Below are 18574 nucleotides of genomic sequence, written 5' to 3'. Positions count from 1 at the left end.
GGATGTCTTCTGTGAACGTGCACAGTAATGCAGGACCGGCAACCGGGGAAGAGGGCGGACGGGGAGGATCGCGAACCTTCGCGAGGACTGTGGATTAACAAGAACGTAACGGTCATTGACAGCGCGTCGTCTGGGATTTCAGTCTGTGAACGTTCACAGAAGCGACCCGGAACACCGGTCATCCCGGCGGCCGGCCTCCGCTCCCCTCCCCGGACGCCCGGCGCGTTCTCCAGCGGACACCCGGCGCGTTCCCCCGGACACCTGACGCGTTCTCCCCCGACCGCCCGACACGGAGGAACACATGCATACGAAACGGCTCGTCGTCGCGGCGGCCACGGCCCTCGCCGCCACCCTGGCCGCCGGGTGTTCCGGCGCCGCCCAGGGCCCGGCCGGCCCGGCCGCGCAGAGTCCGCGAAGCTCCGCCCCCGCCGGGCCGGTCAAGCTCACCTACTGGAGCTGGGTCCCCAACATGGACAAGATCGCGGCGGTGTGGAACGCCGCGAACCCCGACGTCCAGGTCACGATCAGCAAGCAGGCCGGGGGCGACGACGCCGCCGCCAAGTTCCTCACCGCCGCCAAGGCCGGCAACCCGCCGGACCTGGTCCAGGCCGAGTACCAGATGCTGCCCTCCTTCGTCGCCGCCGACGCGGTGGCCGACATCGGCGCCGAGGCCGCACCGGCCAAGGGCGAGTTCAGCGAGGGCATCTGGGGCCTGGTCACGCTCGGCACCGACGCCGTCTACGCCCTCCCCCAGGACAGCGGCCCGATGATGCTCTACTACCGCCACGACCTGTTCGAGAAGTACGGCATCGAGGTGCCCAAGACCTGGGACGAGTACGCCGAGGCCGCCCGCACCGTGCGGAAGAAGGACCCCAAGGCCTATCTCGGCACCTTCTCCAGCAAGGACCCCGGCTCCTTCGTCGGTCTCGCCCAGCAGGCCGGCGCCCAGTGGTGGTCCATCAGCGGCGACTCCTGGAAGGTGGCGATCGACGACGAGCCGACGAAGAAGGTCGCCGACTACTGGGGCGCTCTGGTCAAGGAGGGCGTCATCGACGACCAGCCCTACTTCACCCCCGAGTGGAACAAGGCCCTCAACGACGGCAAGCTGCTGACCTGGCCCTGTGCCGTCTGGGGTCCCGGTGTGCTGTCCAGCAACGCGCCCAAGGGCAAGGGCAGGTGGGCGATCGCCCCGCTGCCGCAGTGGAACGCCGGCGAGAACGCCAGCGGCTTCTGGGGCGGCTCCTCCACCGCGGTCGCCGCCAAGTCCCCCAACCGGGCCGCCGCCGTGAAGTTCGCGACCTGGCTGAACACCGACCCCGAGGCCCTGGCCCTGCTCGTCAAGGAGGGGGCCGTCTACCCGGCCACCACCAAGGGCGGCACCCTGCTCGGCGAGGCCCCGGAGTACTTCTCCAACCAGCCCGACTTCTGGCAGCAGGCCGCCGCGATCTCCCCCACCGCGCGCGGGTTCACCTTCGGGCCCAACGTCAACGTGACGTACAACGCCTTCAAGGACGCCTTCGACAAGGCCCTCCAGGACAAGTCGGCCTTCTCCGGCGCCGTCGGGAAGATGCAGGAGGCGACGGTCGCCGACATGCAGAAGTCCGGATTCCAGATCGCCCCATGAGCCGGCCGCACGGCGGCGCCCGCACCGCGAGCGCCGTCCCCTACCTCTTCCTCGCACCCGCCCTGGCGCTGTTCACGCTCTTCATGGCCGTCCCCGTCGTCTACACGGCCTACCTGAGCCTGCGCCGCACCAAGGTGTCCGGGCTGGGCCTGGGCAAGGGGGCGCGCCGCGAGGTCTACGCGGGCCTCGACAACTACACCGCCGCCCTGCGCGACAGCGAGCTGTGGGCGGGCTGGCTGCGCGTGCTGGGCTACGGCCTGCTGGTGCTCACCGTCATGCTGGGCCTGGCCCTGCTGTTCGCGCTGCTGCTGGACTCCGCGCACGTGCGCCTGGCCCGCTTCTCCAGGATCGCCGTCTTCCTGCCGTACGCGGTGCCGGGCGTGGCCGCCACCCTGATCTGGGGCTTCCTGTACCTGCCGAGCCTCAGCCCGATCCGCCAAGTGCTCGACGTCGACCTGCTCGGCACCGGCGCGGTGGTCTTCTCCATGGCCAACGTGGCGGTCTGGGGCGGCGTCGGCTTCAACATGCTGGTGCTCTACACCGCGCTGCGGGCCGTGCCCAGGAGTTACTACGAGGCCGCCAGGATGGACGGGGCGAGCGAACTGCAGGTGGCGCTCCGGATCAAGATCCCGATCCTGCTGCCCGCGATCATCCTGACCACGGTGTTCTCCATCATCGCCACCGTCCAGGTGTTCACCGAGCCGACCACCCTGCGGCCGCTGACGAACACGATCAGCTCGACCTGGAGCCCGCTCATGAAGGTCTACCGCGACGCCTTCGTCACCGGCGACCTCTACTCGGCCGCCGCCACCTCGATCGTCATCGCGGCGATCTCCCTCGTCCTGTCGTTCGGCTTCCTGCGCCTGGTCCGGGACCGCGCCTTCGGAGGGGAGGGCTGATGGCCACGACCACCCTGCCCGAACGGCCGGGGAGGCCGGGCGGCCCGGGGAGGGCGGCCGCGCCGCGCCGCGCCGCCCCGTCCGGGCGCCGGCCGCTCGGCGTCGTACCGACCGCGATCCTGCTGCTGGGCGCCCTCTACTGCCTGCTGCCGGTCGGCTGGGTGCTGGTGGCGGCCAGCAAGTCCAAGGCGGAGCTGTTCTCCACCTCGACCTTCGCGCCCGGCACCGGCCTGCTGTCCAACCTCGCCGATCTCGCCGCCTACCGCGACGGCGTGTTCTGGCTGTGGATGCTCAACACGCTGCTGTACGCCGGCGGCGGCGCCCTGCTGTCCACCGCCGTCTCCGCGGTCTCCGGCTACGCCCTGGCCAAGTACCGCTTCCCCGGCCGGAACCTCGTCTTCAACCTGCTGCTCGGCGGCGTCCTCGTGCCGGCCGTGGTGCTGGCCATCCCGCAGTACCTGCTGTTCTCGCGGGTCGGGCTCGCCGACACCTACTGGTCGGTCCTGCTGCCGCAGATCCTGAGCCCGTACGGCATCTATCTCGCGCGCGTCTACGCCGGGGCGGCCGTCCCGGACGTCCTGCTTGAGGCGGGGCGCATCGACGGCGCCGGTCACCTGCTGCTGCTGCGCCGGGTGGCCCTGCCGCTGATGCTGCCGGGAATGGTGACGATCTTCCTGTTCCAGTTCGTCGCGATCTGGAACAACTTCCTGCTGCCGTTCATCATGCTGGGCGACGACCAGAGGTTCCCGCTGACCGTGGGCCTCTACACGCTGCTGGCGGCCGGGGCCAACCAGCCCTCGCTGTACAACCTGATCCTCACCGGCACACTGTTGTCGATCATCCCGCTGATCGCGCTCTTCCTGACCATGCAGCGCTACTGGCGGACCGACCTGGCCGGCGGGAGCGTGAAAGCCTGATGACCGGCTCGTCCGGCGGTCGGCGGGCCGCCGGGCGAGGGGACAATGGCACCATGGCGAAGCGTCCGACCATTCACGACGTCGCGGCGGTGGCGGGCGTCTCCAGGGGAACGGTCTCCCGGGTCCTCAACGACGACCGCTACGTCAGCCCGGCCTCGCACGCCGCCGTCAGGCGGGCCATCGCCGAGACCGGGTACATCGTCAACCGCAACGCCCGGAGCCTGGTCACCCAGCGCTCCGGGTCGGTCGTGATGGTGCTCTCCGAACCGCACGAGAAGGTCTTCGAGGACCCGAACTACAGCACCACGATCCGCACCGCCATCCGGCGGCTGGCCACCCGCGACGTGTCGCTGGTCATCATGATGGCCGGGGACGACGGCGACCGGGAGCGGGTGGTCCGCTACGTGCGCGGCGGCCACGCCGACGGCGTGCTGCTGATGTCCACCCACGCGGGCGACCCGCTGGTGGACGCGCTGGAGGCCATCCGGATCCCCGCCGTCGCCTGCGGAGCCGTGATCGGCAAGGAGAACGTCATCCCCTACGCCGCGGCGAACGACCGCGAGGGCGCCCGGCAGATGACCCGCTACCTGGTCGGGCGGGGGCGCCGGAGGATCGCCACCATCACCGGGCCGATGGACACCCCCGGCGGCATGCAGCGGCTGGAGGGGTTCGCCGACGTGCTCGGCCGCAAGGCGTCCAAGCGGCTGATCGAGCACGGCGACTGGACCCGGCTCGGCGGGGAGAGCGCCATGGCGCGGCTGCTGGAACGTGCCCCCGACCTCGACGCGGTGTTCGTCGCCTCGGACCTGATGGCCGCGGGCGCGCTGTCGGCGCTGCGCGCCGCCGGGCGGCGGGTGCCCGAGGACGTCGCGGTGGGCGGCTTCGACGACTCGGCGGTGGCGCTCTCCACCCACCCGCCGCTCACCACGATCAGACAGCCCCTGGAGCGTGTCGCCGAGGAGACCGTCCACCTGCTCCTCGCCCTGATCGACGGCGCCGAACGGGTGGAGCCGGTGATACTGCCCACCGACCTGATCGTCCGCGAGTCGACCTGACCCGCGGACGGGCCGGCGGCCGAGCCCGCCGGGCGGGTCCGGCGGCCGACGCGGTGACCCGGCCCGACGGGCGGGCCGGCCGGTTCAGCGGGCGGGTGAGGAACCGTTGACGGTCAGCACCTGCTCGGTCTCGATGGCCGGGAAGGTGCCGGTGTCGACGATCCCGTGCTCGTGGAAGGCCGCCTCCAGCAACGCGTGAGCCTTGGGCTCCAGCTTCCACAGGGCCCGGTACTCGCGGGCGCTGGCCAGCGAGACGCCGGTCTCGTGCGCGATGTCGGTGGCGCGGGGCACGAACCTCCGCTCGATCTGCTTGTCCCAGTACTCCCGGGCGGCGCGCATCAGGGCCGCGCGCTGCGCGGTGTCGACGACCGGCGGCGGGACGTCCAGCACCTGGAACTCGTCGTCGTCATCGTCGTCGATCGGCGGGCGCGCCGCCGGCGGACCGGCGGCCACGGCGGCGCGCTCCTGCGGCTGCCCGGCCTCGGGGCTCCACGGCACGGGCGGCTTCAGGTCGATCAGCGCGGAGGTGTTGTAGAGGGCACCGATCTGGGAGAGCAGGGCCTCCTGGCGCGCGGGGTCGGCCGCCAGGCCGGTGTGCTCCACCGCCCGGTCCATGGCACGGTCCAGCTTGGACAGGGCCGAGCGCATCTTCCGCTCGGACGCCCCGGAGGCGCGCAGCGCGCGGGCGCGCTTGGCGGCCAGCGCGACCCGGGTCAGCCTGCGGTGCGCGTCCACCTCGCTCGCCGTGCGGTCGCTGACCTCGGCCAGCCCGACGCGGACCAGCGCCCGCTCCGGGGTGATCCTCCAGTTGATGCGGGCACGGCCGGTGATGCGGTGGCGTTCGATCGCCATGCCGCGCTCCCACAGCCACGCCGCCACCAGCGGGGCGGCGAGACGGAAGACGGCCTCGGCGACGCTGCGGGCGTCCATGCTCGACAGCACGGCGGTCAGGCCGGTCAGCGCCCAGACGGCGACGCCGTCGATGCCCGCGGAGAAGTTCTCCCGCATGTTGCGGCGGGCCCGGACCGCGCTGGTGATGACGGCGACCTCGATGAAGGCGAAGAGCAGCAGCCGCAGCGGGCCGTCGAAGCCGAGCACGTCACCGGAGAAGCGCCACATGCCCTGGGCGGAGACGCCGGTCGCGATGCTGGCGGCGACGATGGTGAGGATGTCCTCCGCGGGGCGGGGCGCGACGTGACGGCGGTAGAAGCGGACCGTCGCGCGCTGGACGGCACGGAACACGAAGTACGCCGCGACCAGGAGGAGAAGCGCGAACACTCCGGCGATGGCCGTCAGGACCGGCTGGGCCGAGGCGAAGGCGGTGATGTCGTCGATGGGGGGCATCTGTCACTGTCCGTCATTCTCGATGTCGACAGGATATCCGGCGATCATTCCAGAATTTCGCCCTGTTGTTCGCGAAACAGGTGTCCATCGGCGTGACAGAAGTGACCACAGTCGTGACGGTGCCGAGTCAGGGGCGGCGGACCCGCCGCAGGTGTCCTGCGACCCGGTCGAGGGTCTCGACCGGGGCGGTGTAGGGCACCCGAAGCCGTCCGGTCAGGGTGCCGTCGGGAGAGAAGGACGACCCCGGGAGCAGGCTGAGCCCGGCCTCGGCCGCCCGGGACGCGAGCGTCTCACCGGACACGCCGTCGAGGCGCAGCCACAGCGCCAGGCCTCCCGGCGGGAGGGTGAAGTCCCACCCGTCCGCCTCCAGGGCGCGCGCCAGGTGGTCGCGCTGGCGCCGCAGCTCGCTCCTGCGCCGGTCCAGCAGGCCGTCCATGAGGGGCAGGATCTCGCAGGCCACGAGCTGCTCCATGGGCGGCGGGGTGTGCAGGCCGCTGACCGGGTCGAGCAGGAGGGCTCCGATCAGCTCGGCCGGGCCGCGGATCCAGCCGGCGCGCAGCCCGCCCCACACGGTCTTGCTCAGCGAGCCGATCGCGACGGCCCCGGCGACGCGGGGTATCGGCTCCGGACGGTCGCGCAGGTCCAGGTCGCGCATGGTCTCGTCCACGATCACGGTCACCCCGTGCCGGGCGGCCAGCCCCGCGACCTCCCGGCGGGCGCGGGCGTCCATCAGCGCCCCGGTGGGGTTCTGGAAGTCGGGGGTCAGCAGGGCCGCTCCCCCGGCCGCCTCGCGGAACGCGACGGCGAGGTGGCCGCCGTCCCACCCCTCCTCGGTGACGCGCGCGACGACGGTCCGGACCCCGAGGCGCCGGAGCATGGTCAGGGTGTCGAAGAAGGAGGGGTTCTCCACCACGATCCTGCGCGGGACGAGGTGGGCGGCCAGCAGCGCCAGCGCGGCACGGGCCCCGGAGGTGACCAGGATCTGCTCGGGCCGGGTGGCCGTCCCCTCGGCGGTGTGGCGGCCGGCGATCAGCTCGCGCAGCTCGGGCAGGCCCGCGCCGGGCTCGCCGCTCTCCAGCAGCAGGCCCGCCGACCTGGCGAGGGCGCGGGTGACCGCTCCGGTGACGATCTCGCGCGGGGCGGCGGGGAGGGCGCGGCGCAGGTCCAGGAGCGAGCCGTGGCCGTCCACCGACAGCGGCGCGTAGCGCTCGCCGAGGTCCCGGGGCAGCCGCACCCTGCTGCCGCTGCCCCGGCCGGTGACGAGCCAGCCCTCCTGGCGCAGCAGGGACAGGGCCGCGACGACCGTTCCCCGGCTCACCGCCAGCTCGGCGGCCAGGTGCCGCTCCGAGGGCAGCCGGTCCCCGACCCGTACGCGCCCGTCGAGGACCGCCTCGCGCAGAGCCGCGGCCAGCGAGGCCGCCAGGGGGCTCCCCGGCCGCCGCCATCCCGCCAGGACACCCGCGAACACCGGTCCAGTTTGCCGTGATTGGACCAGGACGCGGACACGGCCCCCCTCATAGCGTCGGGGCATGAACGCCACACCCGGCGCGGCCGCCCCGCGCACCCGCCCCGTCCCCGTCCCCGTCCCCGTCCCCGAAGCCGATCGCGCCCGCACGGCCCTGGAGAGCGACCCTTCCCGCACGGCGCCCGAGACCGACCACGCCCGGATCCCCCCGGAGGGCGACCGCGCCCGAACCCCTCTCGAAGCCGACCGGGCCCGTACGCCGGAGCTGACGGAGGCCGTGCGCGCGTACGCCGTGCGCATCCTGGACGGCCTGGACGACCGGCCGGTCGCGCTGGCACCGGTGCGCCCGGCCCCCGAGCCCCTGCCGGAGGCTGGGATCGGCCTGGAGGAGGCGATGGAGGTGTTCGCGACGCGGTGGGAGCCGGGCTTCGCGTCCGGTCCCGGCCCGCGCTACCTGGGGTTCGTCACGGGCGGCGCGACACCCGCGGCGCTGGCGGGCGACTGGCTGACCGGCACGCTCGACCAGAACCCCACCTCGGGGGTGGACTCGCTCGCCCCCGACCTGGAGCGGGAGACCCTCGCCTGGCTGCGCGACCTCTTCGGCCTGCCGGACGAGCACCGGGGGACGTTCGTCAGCGGCGCGACCATGTCCAACCTGGCGGGCCTGGCGATCGCCAGGGAGTGGCTGGGCGAGCGGCGCGGCGTGTCGGTCTCCGAGGACGGCGCGGTCGCGCTCGGGCCGGTGACGGTGCTGTCGGGAAGCCCGCACTCCAGCATCGCCAAGGCGCTGTCCGTGCTCGGGCTGGGACGCTCGGCGATCCGGCACGTCGGCCTCCTGCCGGGACGGGAGGCGATCGACGTGGACCTGCTCGCCCGGGAGCTGGAGCGGCTCGACGGCACCCCGGCGATCGTGGTCGCCAACGCCGGCACGGTCAACACCGTCGACTTCGACGACCTGCGCGCGATCGCCGCCCTGCGCGAGCGGTACCCGTTCTGGCTGCACGTGGACGCCGCGTTCGGGGCCTTCGCCGCGCTGTCGGCCGGGCACGCCCACCTGGTCGCGGGCCTGGGCGAGGCCGACTCGGTCTGCGTGGACCTGCACAAGTGGCTGAACGTGCCCTACGACAGCGCGGTCCAGTTCACCCGCCGCCGCGACCTGCAGGCCCGCGTCTTCCAGAACGCGGCCGCCTACCTCGCCCCGCTGGGCGAGGACCCCGAGCCCGAGTTCGTGCACCTGACCCCGGAGAACTCGCGCCGCCTGCGCGCCCTGCCGGCCTGGTTCACGCTGGCCGCGTACGGGCGCGAGGGGCACGCCGGAATCGTCCGCGACTGCGTCGCCCTGGCCGCCGAGCTGGGCGAGCGGATCACCGCGATGCCCGCCTACCGGCTGCTGGCGCCGGTCCGCCTCAACGTGGTCTGCTTCACCCTCGCCGATTCCCCCTCCGCCGCCCGGATCGCGGAGCTGGCCGACGCGATCACCGCCTCGGGCGAGGCGTTCCTGACGCCGACCGCCCTGGACGGGGTGCCCGCCCTGCGCGCCGCGTTCAGCAACTGGCGCACCACCGGGGCCGACGTGGACCGGATCGCGAGGATCCTCCAGAAGATCGCCTCTCGTCCGTGAGTTTCCCGGCGTTCTCGCGGGCGGCCACCGCGGCCGATTCCGGATACGGGTCTCGATCAGAGGTATGCAAGCGGCCTCGGATCACCCTTCCGGCGGGACGCTCAGAGCGTCACCGCCGGCCGGATCACGACATGGGATGGATCTGCCACGTCCCCCTGCTGTTCCCGCAGAGCAGCCCGAGGAAGCCGTGCAGCACTTTGCCGATCTCGTGGAGCTCACCCGGGGCGAGGCGGCCCGCGAAGTCTCCAAGCCGGGAAACGTCGGCGGATCTCAGCTGGTCGACGAGCACGCGGGTCGCCTTGCCGTTCAGTTCGATCTCGGGGCGGAAGACCGCGGGACCCGCGCTGGTCGAGGTGGGGGCGACGATCAGGGTGGAGAGTACGGCGAAGGCGTCCGCCTGCAACACCACCGTGAACCGTTCGCCTCGCTGCTCGTGACCGATCGTGTCCCGGAGGGCGCGTAGCCGGTAGACGTCACCGCGCATCCGCGTCACCGAACTCACGGTTGATCGACCGGATCTCGGCCAGATCGTCCGGGTCATTGGCCAGTCTCTCCGCGTCGGCGCGCGCCTGTTCCATCCAGCGGAGCCTTCCCGCCACGTGGATCGCCTCACGGATCACATCGGTGGTGGACCTGCCCTCGGAGGTCAGCTCGGAGAGAATCCTCTCCGTGTCCGAGTCGATCTCGACAGTCAACATGGCCATATCCTCACTGTACGGCGAGGCGTCGCGCAGGTCTTCGATCGGATTCTGTGAGTGTCCGGACACCCTTTGTGACAGACGGCCCGCGAAAGAGACCTCGCGGAGCGCCTGACCGGTCGGCGCGGCCCGCGTCGCGGGCCTCCGGTCATCTCACCTGGCCACGCTCCCGGGTGCTCGTGTACGGAAGCGGCCGGGTGAAGGGTGGTACGCCGTCCCCGATGTCGTACGACGGAGCACGTGACGACGGGGGTGATCGGTGAGTTCCCTGACATTGCATCGGGGTGGACGACTCGGTACGGTCCGATCGGCGTCGGTGACGGGAGACGTGACCGTCCCCCTGTCGGCGCCCGTGGCGCGGGTCGCCGGCAGAAGCCCGTCCCTTTCGGGGTTCGTCGCGCCGGGCCGTCGCGTTCGGCGAGAATCTGTATCCGCCGGCCTGGCGTACGGCAGCGTCCGGCCGGTCCTGCGGGACGACGCGAAGGGAATCCGTTGAGCGGTAACCACCAGAAGTACGCGGACTTCATCTGGTCGGTCGCCGACCTGCTGCGCGGTGACTACCGGCAGTCGGAGTACGGCAAGGTCATCCTGCCCTTCACCGTGCTGCGCCGCATCGACTGCGTGCTGGAGCCCACGAAGAAGGACGTCCTCGCCGAGAAGGCCCGGCTCAAGGACGCGCTCCTGCCGCCCCGGCTGGTCGAGATCAAGCTGAGGAACGCCTCCGGCGCGAGCTTCTACAACACCAGCCCGCTGGAGTTCGGCGGGCTGGGCGCCGACTCCGACAACGTCGCCCGCAACCTGCGCTCCTACATCGGCGGGTTCTCGCCCGGCGCGGTCGAGGTGCTGGAGAAGTACCGCTTCGACGAGCAGATCACCCGGCTCCAGGAGTCGGGGTTGCTCTACCTGGTGGCCTCGAAGTTCGCCGAGATCGACCTGCATCCCGACGTCGTCGACAACCATCAGATGGGGTACGTCTTCGAGGAGCTGATCCGGAAGTTCTCCGAGATCTCCAACGAGACGGCCGGTGAGCACTTCACCCCGCGCGAGGTCATCCGGCTGATGGTCAACCTGCTGATGGCCCCGGACGACAGGGACGTGATGACGCCCGGCATCGTCCGCCCCCTGAAAAAGAAACTCAGAACCGTCTTGTCCGCAGTCTAGACGAAGCCACGAAGAGGAACCAACGCCTGAGAGCAACACCAGAGAAGCAACTGAAGGTCCTTGCCGAGCGACGACAGACACTGATCACGATGACAGTGACCGGGCAGATCGATTTGGCAACAGAAAAACAGGCCCAGACATGATTGCCAATTCAATCGACCACTGCTACCAGTCATAGCAATGGATGGGCATGGCCAATTTGCCCTCATCGGCCGCTACGGCCAAGCAACCAGCTGAAACCAAACCGACTTGCCATAGGGATTGAGGGTCCATCCCCAGTTGTGGGAGAGGTCCTCGACGATGGCAAGACCCCGGCCGCTCGTTTCCAGGTCGTCGACTTGACCCAGGCGCGGGATCTCGATGCAAGAGTCATAGACGTCCACGGTCAGCAGTCGCTTCTCCCCCGTGACCATGATGCGAATGGGATTAGCACCAGCGATGTCCGACGAGCCGTGCGCGATGGCGTTGGTGACGAGTTCCGAGGCCAGGAGTTCGGCGATTTCCGGGACGTCCCCCGTCGCGTTCCAGTCGTCGGCGACGTCGCGCACGAACCGGCGGGCAGAGGCGACGACTCTCGGCTCGCGCGGTATCCACCTCTCTCCCAGCGGAGAGAGTCCAGGGTTCATCGTGTAGCGGTATTCGGTAAGGGTGACGCTCGCCTTGAGGGCCTCTTCCATGATTTCTCTCCCTGTCCCGAATTTCGTATGTTCAGCGTGCCGAGACGTGGCTACCCTTGGTAGTCGAATGATTACGAAGACCATGGGTTGGGGTTCACAGGCTCTTTGTTGAACTCCGGCAAGGAGGGGCATCATGGCCGACCTCTACTCGCCCCAGGCGATCTGGGGCAGGGAGTTGCGTCACTACCGGAAGGCGGCGGGTCTCACCCAGGGCCAGCTCGCCGAAAAGATCCACTTCAGCGAGTCCCTGATCAGCGGGGTGGAGACGGGGCAGCTCCCGGCCAGCCCGGAGTTCGCCGAGACCTGCGACACGGTCCTGGGCACCGGCAGTGCCCTGTCCCGCCTGCTCGACTGGCGCAAGGGACAGGTCTTCCCCTCCTGGTTCGGGAAGTGGCGCGACAAGGAACGCGTCGCCACCACGCTCAGGACCTACGAACCCCTGGTCATGCCCGGCCTGCTCCAGACCGACGGATACGCCCGCGCTCTTCTCGGCGACGACGACGGAGCGGTCACCGCGCGGCTGGAACGCCAGGCCATCCTGACCAGGCAGGACCCGGAGCCTCCCACCCTCAGGTGCGTGATCGACGAGTCGGTCCTGCACCGGCTGGTGGGGAGCCCCGAGGTCATGCGCGAGCAACTGCACCACCTCGCGTCGATCGCCAGTCCGCAGATCAGCGTGCAGATCGTGCCTCCCGGCCGTGTCCGCTCCGGACTCCTTGCGGGATTCGTGATCGCGACCCTGGAAGGCGGCGGCGAGGTAGCGTACCTGGAGACGGCCATCCGCGGGCTGACGACCGGCGATCAGGACGAGGTCGCGGCGGCCGTGAAGCGGTTCGAGGCCATTCGCATCGAGGCGCTACCGCTGAGCATGTCGATAGAGCTCATCAAGAGAACAGCGGAGGAACGATGGACCTGAGCATGGCTCAGTGGCGCAAGTCGAGCTTGAGCGGTAACAACGGCGGCAACTGTGTCGAGGTCGCGGAGCTCAGAGGCACCACCGGCGGCCCCGCCCACAAGGCCGGCCACCCCGATCTGATCGCCATACGTGACTCCAAGGACCCCGAAGGCCCGAAGCTCTTCTTCACCCCCGCCGAGTGGGACGCCTTCGTCAACGGCGTCAAGGCCGACGAGTTCGACCTTCGGTAAGTACGGCGACACCCCGGCCGCCAGGGTGACCACCTCGGCGGCCGGCGGCCTTCGTACGTGATCGGCCGCGCCCGTGAGCACACGTCCTTACCTGGAAAGACCACACGGTGCGGAAACGTCAGCGAGTGATCATACGGGGCTGGCGCCATGGCATCCGATGTCCTCCGTGTCGATCATGTCTGGGGGTGTGAGGGTGAGCGTTATGAGCATCGGCCGCCAGAGCAGGGTGTTGAAAGAGCTGGCGCGGGCGATACGCGGGGTGGACGTTCCCGGCTCGTCGTCGATCAGAAAGGTGTCGGTCGAGCCGTACCTGGACGCGGACGGGGAGTCGCCCTGATCGTTGTCGAGGGGGCGGGCGAGGGCGGCTGGCCCGCTGATTTGACGCACATGCTCCGCAGGCAGGTGAACCGCCTCGCAACTGAGAAGGACCTGGACGAGTACGTCTACGTCACGCTCTTCACCGAGCAGGAGTTCAAGGACCGGGAGAACGCCGACGACATGGCGGGCGGCGACAGCACGACCGTCATCGACCGCGCTTTCGGCGAAGACCTTCAGGACGGGCAGTGAGGCGAGACTTCAAGGCCGAGGACCATCTTCATCTCGCCGACACGCTCGACGGCCGCACAGCGGGTCGCGGTCGCCCTCGCACTGCTTACCTCAGGCGTGCGACGTCCACCGCGTACTACACGCTCTTCTACGAACTCGTACGGCATGGTGCGCGGCAGGCGACCAGAACCGGCCCGATGGAGCACCAGCAGGCCATCGGCCGGTGGTACGCCCACGGCAACTTCAAGAGGGCCCAAGCAGTTCAAGTTCGGGGTTTGGACCGACGCTAGCGTCTACAGTGGCTGTTCCGTAAGGTGGCATGGCATTAGCGTATGGAACGTACTGCCGAATCTTCCGGGAGAGCAGAAAAAGGCGACACGGAAGAAACGCCCCGATGGCTCCCCAGGGCTCGACCTGAGTTGGCGGTCAACTATCGTCACCAACACTTACCTGGGAACAAGAGACGGATCATCGATTCGTAACCTAGGAGAAGATGGGGCGCCAGGCGCGATAAAGCCGAGCGACATCTCGATGTGGGTCTCCTTCAAGCGGTGACCGGTTCTGGGTGCGTGTCGTCGGAACACCATCACCGTAGAAGCAGCAGCACGTAAATTCAAAGCAAAGTAAAAAATGGTGCCCGGCCAGCCTGGCCGGGCACCATTTCCGTCAACAGACAGGATCCACCATGAAGGTATCCGGAAGACTTTTCAGTCTACTCGCTTCGTACGATGAGAGCGACGTAACGATGCAGCAATTCTTCGCAGCATGGAGCGAAAAAGTCAGTATTGAAGAGGTCACACGCATCCTGCATGCTGACCTCGAAACCAGCACCCCAGCTCATTTCGATAACTGGGGGCCCGGCTCAGATGGAACCGGAGACGAGGAAAGTGGCGTTCTTATTGGCCAAGTCGGCACCTGGACACTCACGGTAGGCGACCGTTGCTGCACCAGTGATGACTCACTGTCCGCTTTGTCGCAGAGCAAAGGCCGTGCCTTGAGCATCGAATGGGACCCCGATAATCGTGATCCCACGATCAAATATGCAATCGATGGAAAAGTTATCACGAGCATGAATATCATTGATACGGCTGATCGGTCCGGAGTCAACCCGGACGCGCTGGATGCCTACATGGAAGGCCTGCGCTTTGACGTTGACAGCGACGATGCCGTCGAGCCGAACGAGAGCTTCACGTCAGCTCTCATTATGATTGGCAGGATCACCGGCCACGAATTGGACAGTTCATGGTTGGATGCGACTCATGTCTGTTACACGATCCATGCAAGCGAAGATGAATAATCGCAGAGATTTGTTCTTAACAAACCTCCCGATTTCGTTCGTCACCAAGACACCTTCACATTCAAGGTAAGCATCCAGCCAGAAACGTGATTCAGGCGAGATTTTCTGCTCATTCAGCCGCTGCGATGTGTCAGATATTCACGAATTGCTGCCGAACGCTCGTCACATCGACTCCAAGATTCGAGGGCGTTTTATGCAAAAGCAAGAACGCGACGGAGATTGTCAATGCCATCCGCTTCCTCGTCCATATCGGTGAGAGCGGTGGACCGAGATGCCCGACAATTTGAATGTCCGCGCCATCACACTCAACATTCCAATAGTGAGAGAGCGCCCGCTGGTCGCTTGGATCGAACGGAAGAACCTCTACACCCGTGTATGGAGAAGACACTGGACATCGGTCTGCCCACCTGATCGGCCGGGCCAACATCGCCGTCACTCCGCCAACGGCCTCTAGCCACTCGGTCTTACAACCTGATAACGCTTCGGCCTTGCTCTGGTTGTCGACGCGGTTGCCGACCCTGTCAAGTTGCCGTCGTTGTCGGATTCCTCTCGCGTATGGCGACGGAAATTTCGATCCGGTCAACGATGTCGTCGGCGATCCGCCCGGGATGGGTTGGTTGCGTATCGTCATGTTTGCGTGTTCCCGTCATCCTGCCGAGGCCGAAGGCCGATGAGACGGCGGGGGCACGCCCATGACAGATCAACATCGAAGGAAATGTGATCGTGTCCCCCGTGCATCACGAGAAGGTCTTCGAGGACGCGATCGAGTCGGCATTGCTCTCCAAGGGCTGGGTGCGGGGCGCGAAGGATCTCTACGACCGGGCACTCGGGCTGAACCCGGTCGAGCTGCTGCACTTCGTCCGGTCCACCCAGCTCAAGGAGTGGGAGCGGCTGGTCACCCTGCATACCGGGGACGACGCGGCGGCGGCGCGGCGGCTCGCGGACGTGGTGGCGAAGGCGATCGACAACGAGGGAGCCCTGGAGGTCCTCCGGCACGGGGTGAAGGACCGGGGCATCACCTTCAAGGTGGCCTTCCGGCCCGCGCACACCATCGCGGCCGACGCGCTGGAGCCGTACGAGAGGAACATCCTCAGCGTGGTCCGCCAGCTCCGCTACTCGGAGGCCACCGGGGACGAGCTGACCTGACGCTGTTCGTCAACGGCGTCCCCGGTGGCCACGGCCGAGCTGAAGAACACGCTCACCGGCACGACCGTCGAGGACGCCAAGGAGCAGTACCGCGCGACCCGCGATCCCAAGGAGCCGCTGTTCGCCCGGCGGACGCTGGTGCACTTCGCCGTGGACCAGGACCTGGTGTTCGTCACCACCCGGCCGACCGGGAAGAGGACACGGTTCCTGCCGTTCAACACGGGTGACGGCGGGGCCGGCAGGAGGGGCGGCGCGGGCAACCCGCGGGTCCCGGCGATCGGCGACTACCGGACCGCCTACCTGTGGGAGGAGATCTGGGCGCCGGACACCTGGCCGGACCTGCTCAAGCGGTTCCTGCACGTGGGCGACGAGGACGTGCGCAAGGGCCGTGGACGCAAGGCCTCCCCCGGGAAGGCGCACAGGCTTCCGATGATCTTCCCTCGCTACCACCAGTGGTACGCGCGGCTTCGGGGAGAAGGAGCTTCCCGAGCGGTTCGCCTACTGCCCGGCCGACGACTCCTCGCCCACCTGGAGTGCCGTTACGACCAGGTGCTCAGCTCGGCGGCCCTCAGAAGGGACGAGGTGGCGATGAGGCAGATGACCGAACTGCTCGCCGACACCGGGGCCTCGCTGGACGAACGCGACGTTCTCACGCTGGAGCTGCGCCGGGAGATCTGCGGGCTGCTGGTCAAGACAGGTGATCACGAGAGGGCACGGGCCGGCCTGCACGCCCTGCTTCCCGACATGGCCGCCGTCTTCGGTGCCGACCATCCGGAGACCCTGCACATCCAGATCCTGCTGGAGAACCGGGACCGCCTCGCTCGCTGAGCCCACTCGGCCGGACAACGTCATGACCGCCCCGCGACATGGTCTTCGCGGGGCGAGGCGTGGTCCTGGCGGATCGATGCTGTGCCCACCTACCGCATACCAGCCGGTAGGCCTCAATGTGGTCTGCTTCGCGAGCTGCACCACTCCGCCCTGGTCGCGGAAGTCGTCGCCTCAGATCACCTTCCTGACGGAACGCTCAGACCATCAGCGACGGCCGAATCACGATATGGGAGGGACCTGCCGCGTCTCCCGTGACCGGTCGGCGCCGTCCGCATGGTGGGCTTCCGGTCATTTCATCTCACTGCGCCCGCGCAGGATCGCGACGCCGTCGCCGTCGAGGTCGTCGCAGTACGCCATGCGCCCGGTCATGGCCATCATGAGCGCCAGGGTGGTGCCGGACACCAGCGGGCCGGAGCCGGTCGCGAAGGGGCCGTCGTCGGCGACGAGCCGCAGGCCGGTGATCCGTCCCTTGGCGAGGACGACGAAATCGCTGCCCCGGTAGTACTCGGCCAGGCGGGTGAGGGTCCCGATCGGGTAGTCGCGGCGGATGCCCAGCGGCCGCCGGATGTCCTCCGCGTGCAGGACCGTCTCACCCAGCATCGCCACGACCGGGATGGGTGGCTTGGTGGTGCTCGTGACGACGCGGCGGAACCTGGCGTGCGTCTCGGCCCCGCTCGCGCCCAGTTCCTCGGCGAGCCGCATGGCGTTCTGCCTGTCGAAGTCGAACCGGCAGCGGATCACGCCCGCCATCCACCGCAGCGGGGTGAGGCTCGCCCCCGAGGTGAGGTGCGCCAGCACCTCGCGCACGGTCAGCCCGGCGCACAGGGACGGTGTCGCCCACCGCTCGTCGGTCAGCTCCGCCAGGTCGGCCGCCAGGGCCGCCCGCTCGGCGTGGACCAGCGGCCAGAGGCCGGACGCGCGGCGGGAGTCCGGCTCCGGTTCCGGGGCGGTCATGTCGGACGGTGTCCTGTCGTGGGTCACGGGGGTCGGCGGGAACGGTCATGAACAGGACTCCCGCCACGGGGCGGAATCGTCGCCCGCGAGCGATGTTTCCGCGGGCGATCGCGCACGGAGGCGGCCGGGCGAACGATGGTACGCCGTCCCCGTGTCGTACGGCAGGGCGCGTGGTGACGGCCGAAGACAGTGAGTCCCGGTACGGCCGGGCACCGGTCAGGCCTATCGTGCAGGGAGCAGGGAAGCGCGATCACGAACTGGAGTTGACGATGTACGTCTCCGAGCTGAGGGTCTCCGGCGTCCGCGGGTTCTCCGGACGCCGCGACGTCGACCTTCGGCTGACCCGCCCGGACGGCAGTCACGCGGGTTGGACGGTCCTGGCGGGCCGGAACGGCTCCGGCAAGACGACGCTTCTCCGCGCGCTCGCCCTGGCGATGGCCGGGCCTTCCGTCGCGCGCGGCCTGATGCCCTCTTTCGACGGCTGGATCTCCGAAGGGCTCTCCGAGGCCGTCGTTGCGGCGGAAGTCGTTGACGGCAACATGGAGCGGTGGAGCGGTGGACGCCCGGGAGGCAGGTCGTTCCCCGCTCTTCTGACCTGGTCACGTGAAACGATCGACGATCCCGAGGATGAGGAGTACGAACCACAGCCGATTCTGCAGGGCTATGGCGACGCCGCCTTTCGCGGACCGTGGGCTGACAACCCGCGAGGCTGGTTCCTCGCGGGATACGGCCCGTTCCGCCGGCTGGTCGGTGGTTCCGCCGACGCTCAGCGGCTGATGCTGAGCACAGGCCCCGTTTCCCGGTTGGCCAGCCTGTTCCACGAGGACGCCTCCCTCGCCGAGAGCGTGAGCTGGCTGATCGACCTGCACCTTCGGCGCCTGGAGAGGCGGCCGGGCGCCGAAGGACTCCTGCTCCTGGTCACGGACCTTCTCAACGACGGTCTGCTCCCCGACGGCTTCCAGGTGGTGCGGGTGGACAGCGAAGGACTCTGGGCGAAGCGGGACGGACGGGTCATTCCGCTCCGGGAGCTGAGTGACGGCTACCGTACCGTCACCGCGCTCGTCCTGGACCTGGTCCGTCAGGTGGGCCAGATGTTCCCGAAGGAACTGCTCTCCTGGACCGTCGCACGCGATGACCGGCTTAGTACTACAACGATAGATTGTGATGGCTTAGCCTGGTCGCATGTCGAGTGCGGT

The 18574-nt window shown here is 68.8% G+C and carries 20 protein-coding genes; 14 read left to right on the top strand and 6 right to left on the bottom strand.

The window, feature by feature from the left end; all coding sequences use genetic code 11:
- The first annotated feature begins 301 nt into the window (after window positions 1-301).
- From AB0G16_RS32715 to AB0G16_RS32700, 4 genes are read left to right on the top strand one after another with little or no spacing between them, the layout of a single operon-like run.
- Entirely contained in the window at window positions 302-1624 is a 1323-nt protein-coding gene (locus AB0G16_RS32715) for an extracellular solute-binding protein (RefSeq protein WP_362813867.1), read from the top strand.
- Complete coding sequence (locus AB0G16_RS32710; RefSeq protein ID WP_362813865.1) at window positions 1621-2523, top strand: sugar ABC transporter permease; 903 nt, start codon at window positions 1621-1623, stop codon at window positions 2521-2523. Before AB0G16_RS32715 ends, AB0G16_RS32710 begins: the two co-directional genes overlap by 4 nt.
- Window positions 2523-3440 carry a carbohydrate ABC transporter permease gene (locus AB0G16_RS32705; RefSeq protein ID WP_362813863.1) on the top strand — a complete coding sequence of 306 codons (918 nt, stop codon included), beginning with the start codon at window positions 2523-2525 and terminating at the stop codon, window positions 3438-3440. The genes AB0G16_RS32710 and AB0G16_RS32705 overlap by 1 nt, the downstream gene beginning before the upstream one ends.
- A 53-nt stretch (window positions 3441-3493) precedes the next feature.
- Entirely contained in the window at window positions 3494-4495 is a 1002-nt protein-coding gene (locus AB0G16_RS32700) for a LacI family DNA-binding transcriptional regulator (RefSeq protein WP_362813861.1), read from the top strand.
- An 84-nt stretch (window positions 4496-4579) separates the two neighbouring features.
- Here the strand turns inward: AB0G16_RS32700 and AB0G16_RS32695 are convergent, their stop codons facing one another.
- Both AB0G16_RS32695 and AB0G16_RS32690 read right to left on the bottom strand, forming a co-directional pair.
- Window positions 4580-5839, bottom strand: a complete 1260-nt coding sequence (locus AB0G16_RS32695; RefSeq protein ID WP_362813859.1) for a hypothetical protein — start codon at window positions 5837-5839, stop codon at window positions 4580-4582.
- Between the two features lie 127 nt (window positions 5840-5966).
- Complete coding sequence (locus tag AB0G16_RS32690) at window positions 5967-7307, bottom strand: PLP-dependent aminotransferase family protein (protein WP_362813857.1); 1341 nt, start codon at window positions 7305-7307, stop codon at window positions 5967-5969.
- A gap of 61 nt (window positions 7308-7368) precedes the next feature.
- On the opposite strand from AB0G16_RS32690, the gene AB0G16_RS32685 reads away from it, so the two are divergent.
- Window positions 7369-8925 carry a pyridoxal-dependent decarboxylase gene (locus AB0G16_RS32685; protein ID WP_362813855.1) on the top strand — a complete coding sequence of 519 codons (1557 nt, stop codon included), beginning with the start codon at window positions 7369-7371 and terminating at the stop codon, window positions 8923-8925.
- A gap of 124 nt (window positions 8926-9049) precedes the next feature.
- Here the strand turns inward: AB0G16_RS32685 and AB0G16_RS32680 are convergent, their stop codons facing one another.
- Together AB0G16_RS32680 and AB0G16_RS32675 are read right to left on the bottom strand one after the other, a co-directional pair.
- A complete protein-coding gene (locus AB0G16_RS32680) occupies window positions 9050-9409 on the bottom strand; it encodes a type II toxin-antitoxin system PemK/MazF family toxin (RefSeq protein WP_362813901.1) in 360 nt (119 codons plus the stop codon).
- Window positions 9399-9629 carry a hypothetical protein gene (locus AB0G16_RS32675; protein ID WP_362813853.1) on the bottom strand — a complete coding sequence of 77 codons (231 nt, stop codon included), beginning with the start codon at window positions 9627-9629 and terminating at the stop codon, window positions 9399-9401. The genes AB0G16_RS32680 and AB0G16_RS32675 overlap by 11 nt, the downstream gene beginning before the upstream one ends.
- Before the next feature lie 486 nt (window positions 9630-10115).
- On the opposite strand from AB0G16_RS32675, the gene AB0G16_RS32670 reads away from it, so the two are divergent.
- Window positions 10116-10784 carry a type I restriction-modification system subunit M N-terminal domain-containing protein gene (locus AB0G16_RS32670; protein WP_362813851.1) on the top strand — a complete coding sequence of 223 codons (669 nt, stop codon included), beginning with the start codon at window positions 10116-10118 and terminating at the stop codon, window positions 10782-10784.
- A gap of 215 nt (window positions 10785-10999) precedes the next feature.
- On the opposite strand, the gene AB0G16_RS32665 is transcribed toward AB0G16_RS32670, so the two are convergent.
- The gene (locus AB0G16_RS32665; RefSeq protein ID WP_362813849.1) at window positions 11000-11461 is read right to left on the bottom strand and encodes an ATP-binding protein; all 462 of its coding nucleotides are present in this window, start codon (window positions 11459-11461) and stop codon (window positions 11000-11002) included.
- Window positions 11462-11594: 133 nt separating this feature from the next.
- Here AB0G16_RS32665 and AB0G16_RS32660 point away from each other — a divergent pair, with 133 nt between their 5' ends.
- The 7 genes from AB0G16_RS32660 (at window position 11595) to AB0G16_RS32630 (ending at window position 16424) form a co-directional block, all read left to right on the top strand.
- Window positions 11595-12377 (top strand): helix-turn-helix transcriptional regulator, encoded by a 783-nt coding sequence (locus AB0G16_RS32660; protein ID WP_362813847.1) that lies wholly within the window; start codon window positions 11595-11597, stop codon window positions 12375-12377.
- On the top strand, window positions 12368-12607 hold the full coding sequence (locus tag AB0G16_RS32655) for a DUF397 domain-containing protein (protein ID WP_362813845.1): 240 nt from the start codon (window positions 12368-12370) through the stop codon (window positions 12605-12607). Before AB0G16_RS32660 ends, AB0G16_RS32655 begins: the two co-directional genes overlap by 10 nt.
- 202 nt (window positions 12608-12809) lie before the next feature.
- The gene (locus tag AB0G16_RS32650; protein ID WP_362813843.1) at window positions 12810-12944 is read left to right on the top strand and encodes a hypothetical protein; all 135 of its coding nucleotides are present in this window, start codon (window positions 12810-12812) and stop codon (window positions 12942-12944) included.
- 50 nt (window positions 12945-12994) lie between these two features.
- Window positions 12995-13174, top strand: coding sequence for a hypothetical protein (locus AB0G16_RS32645; protein WP_362813841.1), 180 nt, complete (start codon window positions 12995-12997; stop codon window positions 13172-13174).
- A 664-nt stretch (window positions 13175-13838) separates the two neighbouring features.
- Complete coding sequence (locus tag AB0G16_RS32640) at window positions 13839-14450, top strand: DUF6461 domain-containing protein (RefSeq protein WP_362813839.1); 612 nt, start codon at window positions 13839-13841, stop codon at window positions 14448-14450.
- Between the two features lie 723 nt (window positions 14451-15173).
- Complete coding sequence (locus AB0G16_RS32635) at window positions 15174-15596, top strand: hypothetical protein (protein WP_362813837.1); 423 nt, start codon at window positions 15174-15176, stop codon at window positions 15594-15596.
- Window positions 15597-15620: 24 nt separating this feature from the next.
- A complete protein-coding gene (locus AB0G16_RS32630) occupies window positions 15621-16424 on the top strand; it encodes a hypothetical protein (protein WP_362813835.1) in 804 nt (267 codons plus the stop codon).
- A 288-nt stretch (window positions 16425-16712) separates the two neighbouring features.
- Here the strand turns inward: AB0G16_RS32630 and AB0G16_RS32625 are convergent, their stop codons facing one another.
- Entirely contained in the window at window positions 16713-17378 is a 666-nt protein-coding gene (locus AB0G16_RS32625; protein ID WP_362813833.1) for a maleylpyruvate isomerase family mycothiol-dependent enzyme, read from the bottom strand.
- Between the two features lie 269 nt (window positions 17379-17647).
- Between AB0G16_RS32625 and AB0G16_RS32620 the strand changes: the two genes are divergently transcribed.
- Window positions 17648-18574: AAA family ATPase (locus AB0G16_RS32620; protein WP_362813832.1), on the top strand; the 927-nt coding region annotated here is incomplete at its 3' end.

Source organism: Streptosporangium sp. NPDC023615, from assembly GCF_040640155.1.
Lineage (GTDB): Bacteria > Actinomycetota > Actinomycetes > Streptosporangiales > Streptosporangiaceae > Streptosporangium.
This window is presented reverse-complemented; position numbering and strand designations above follow the sequence as displayed.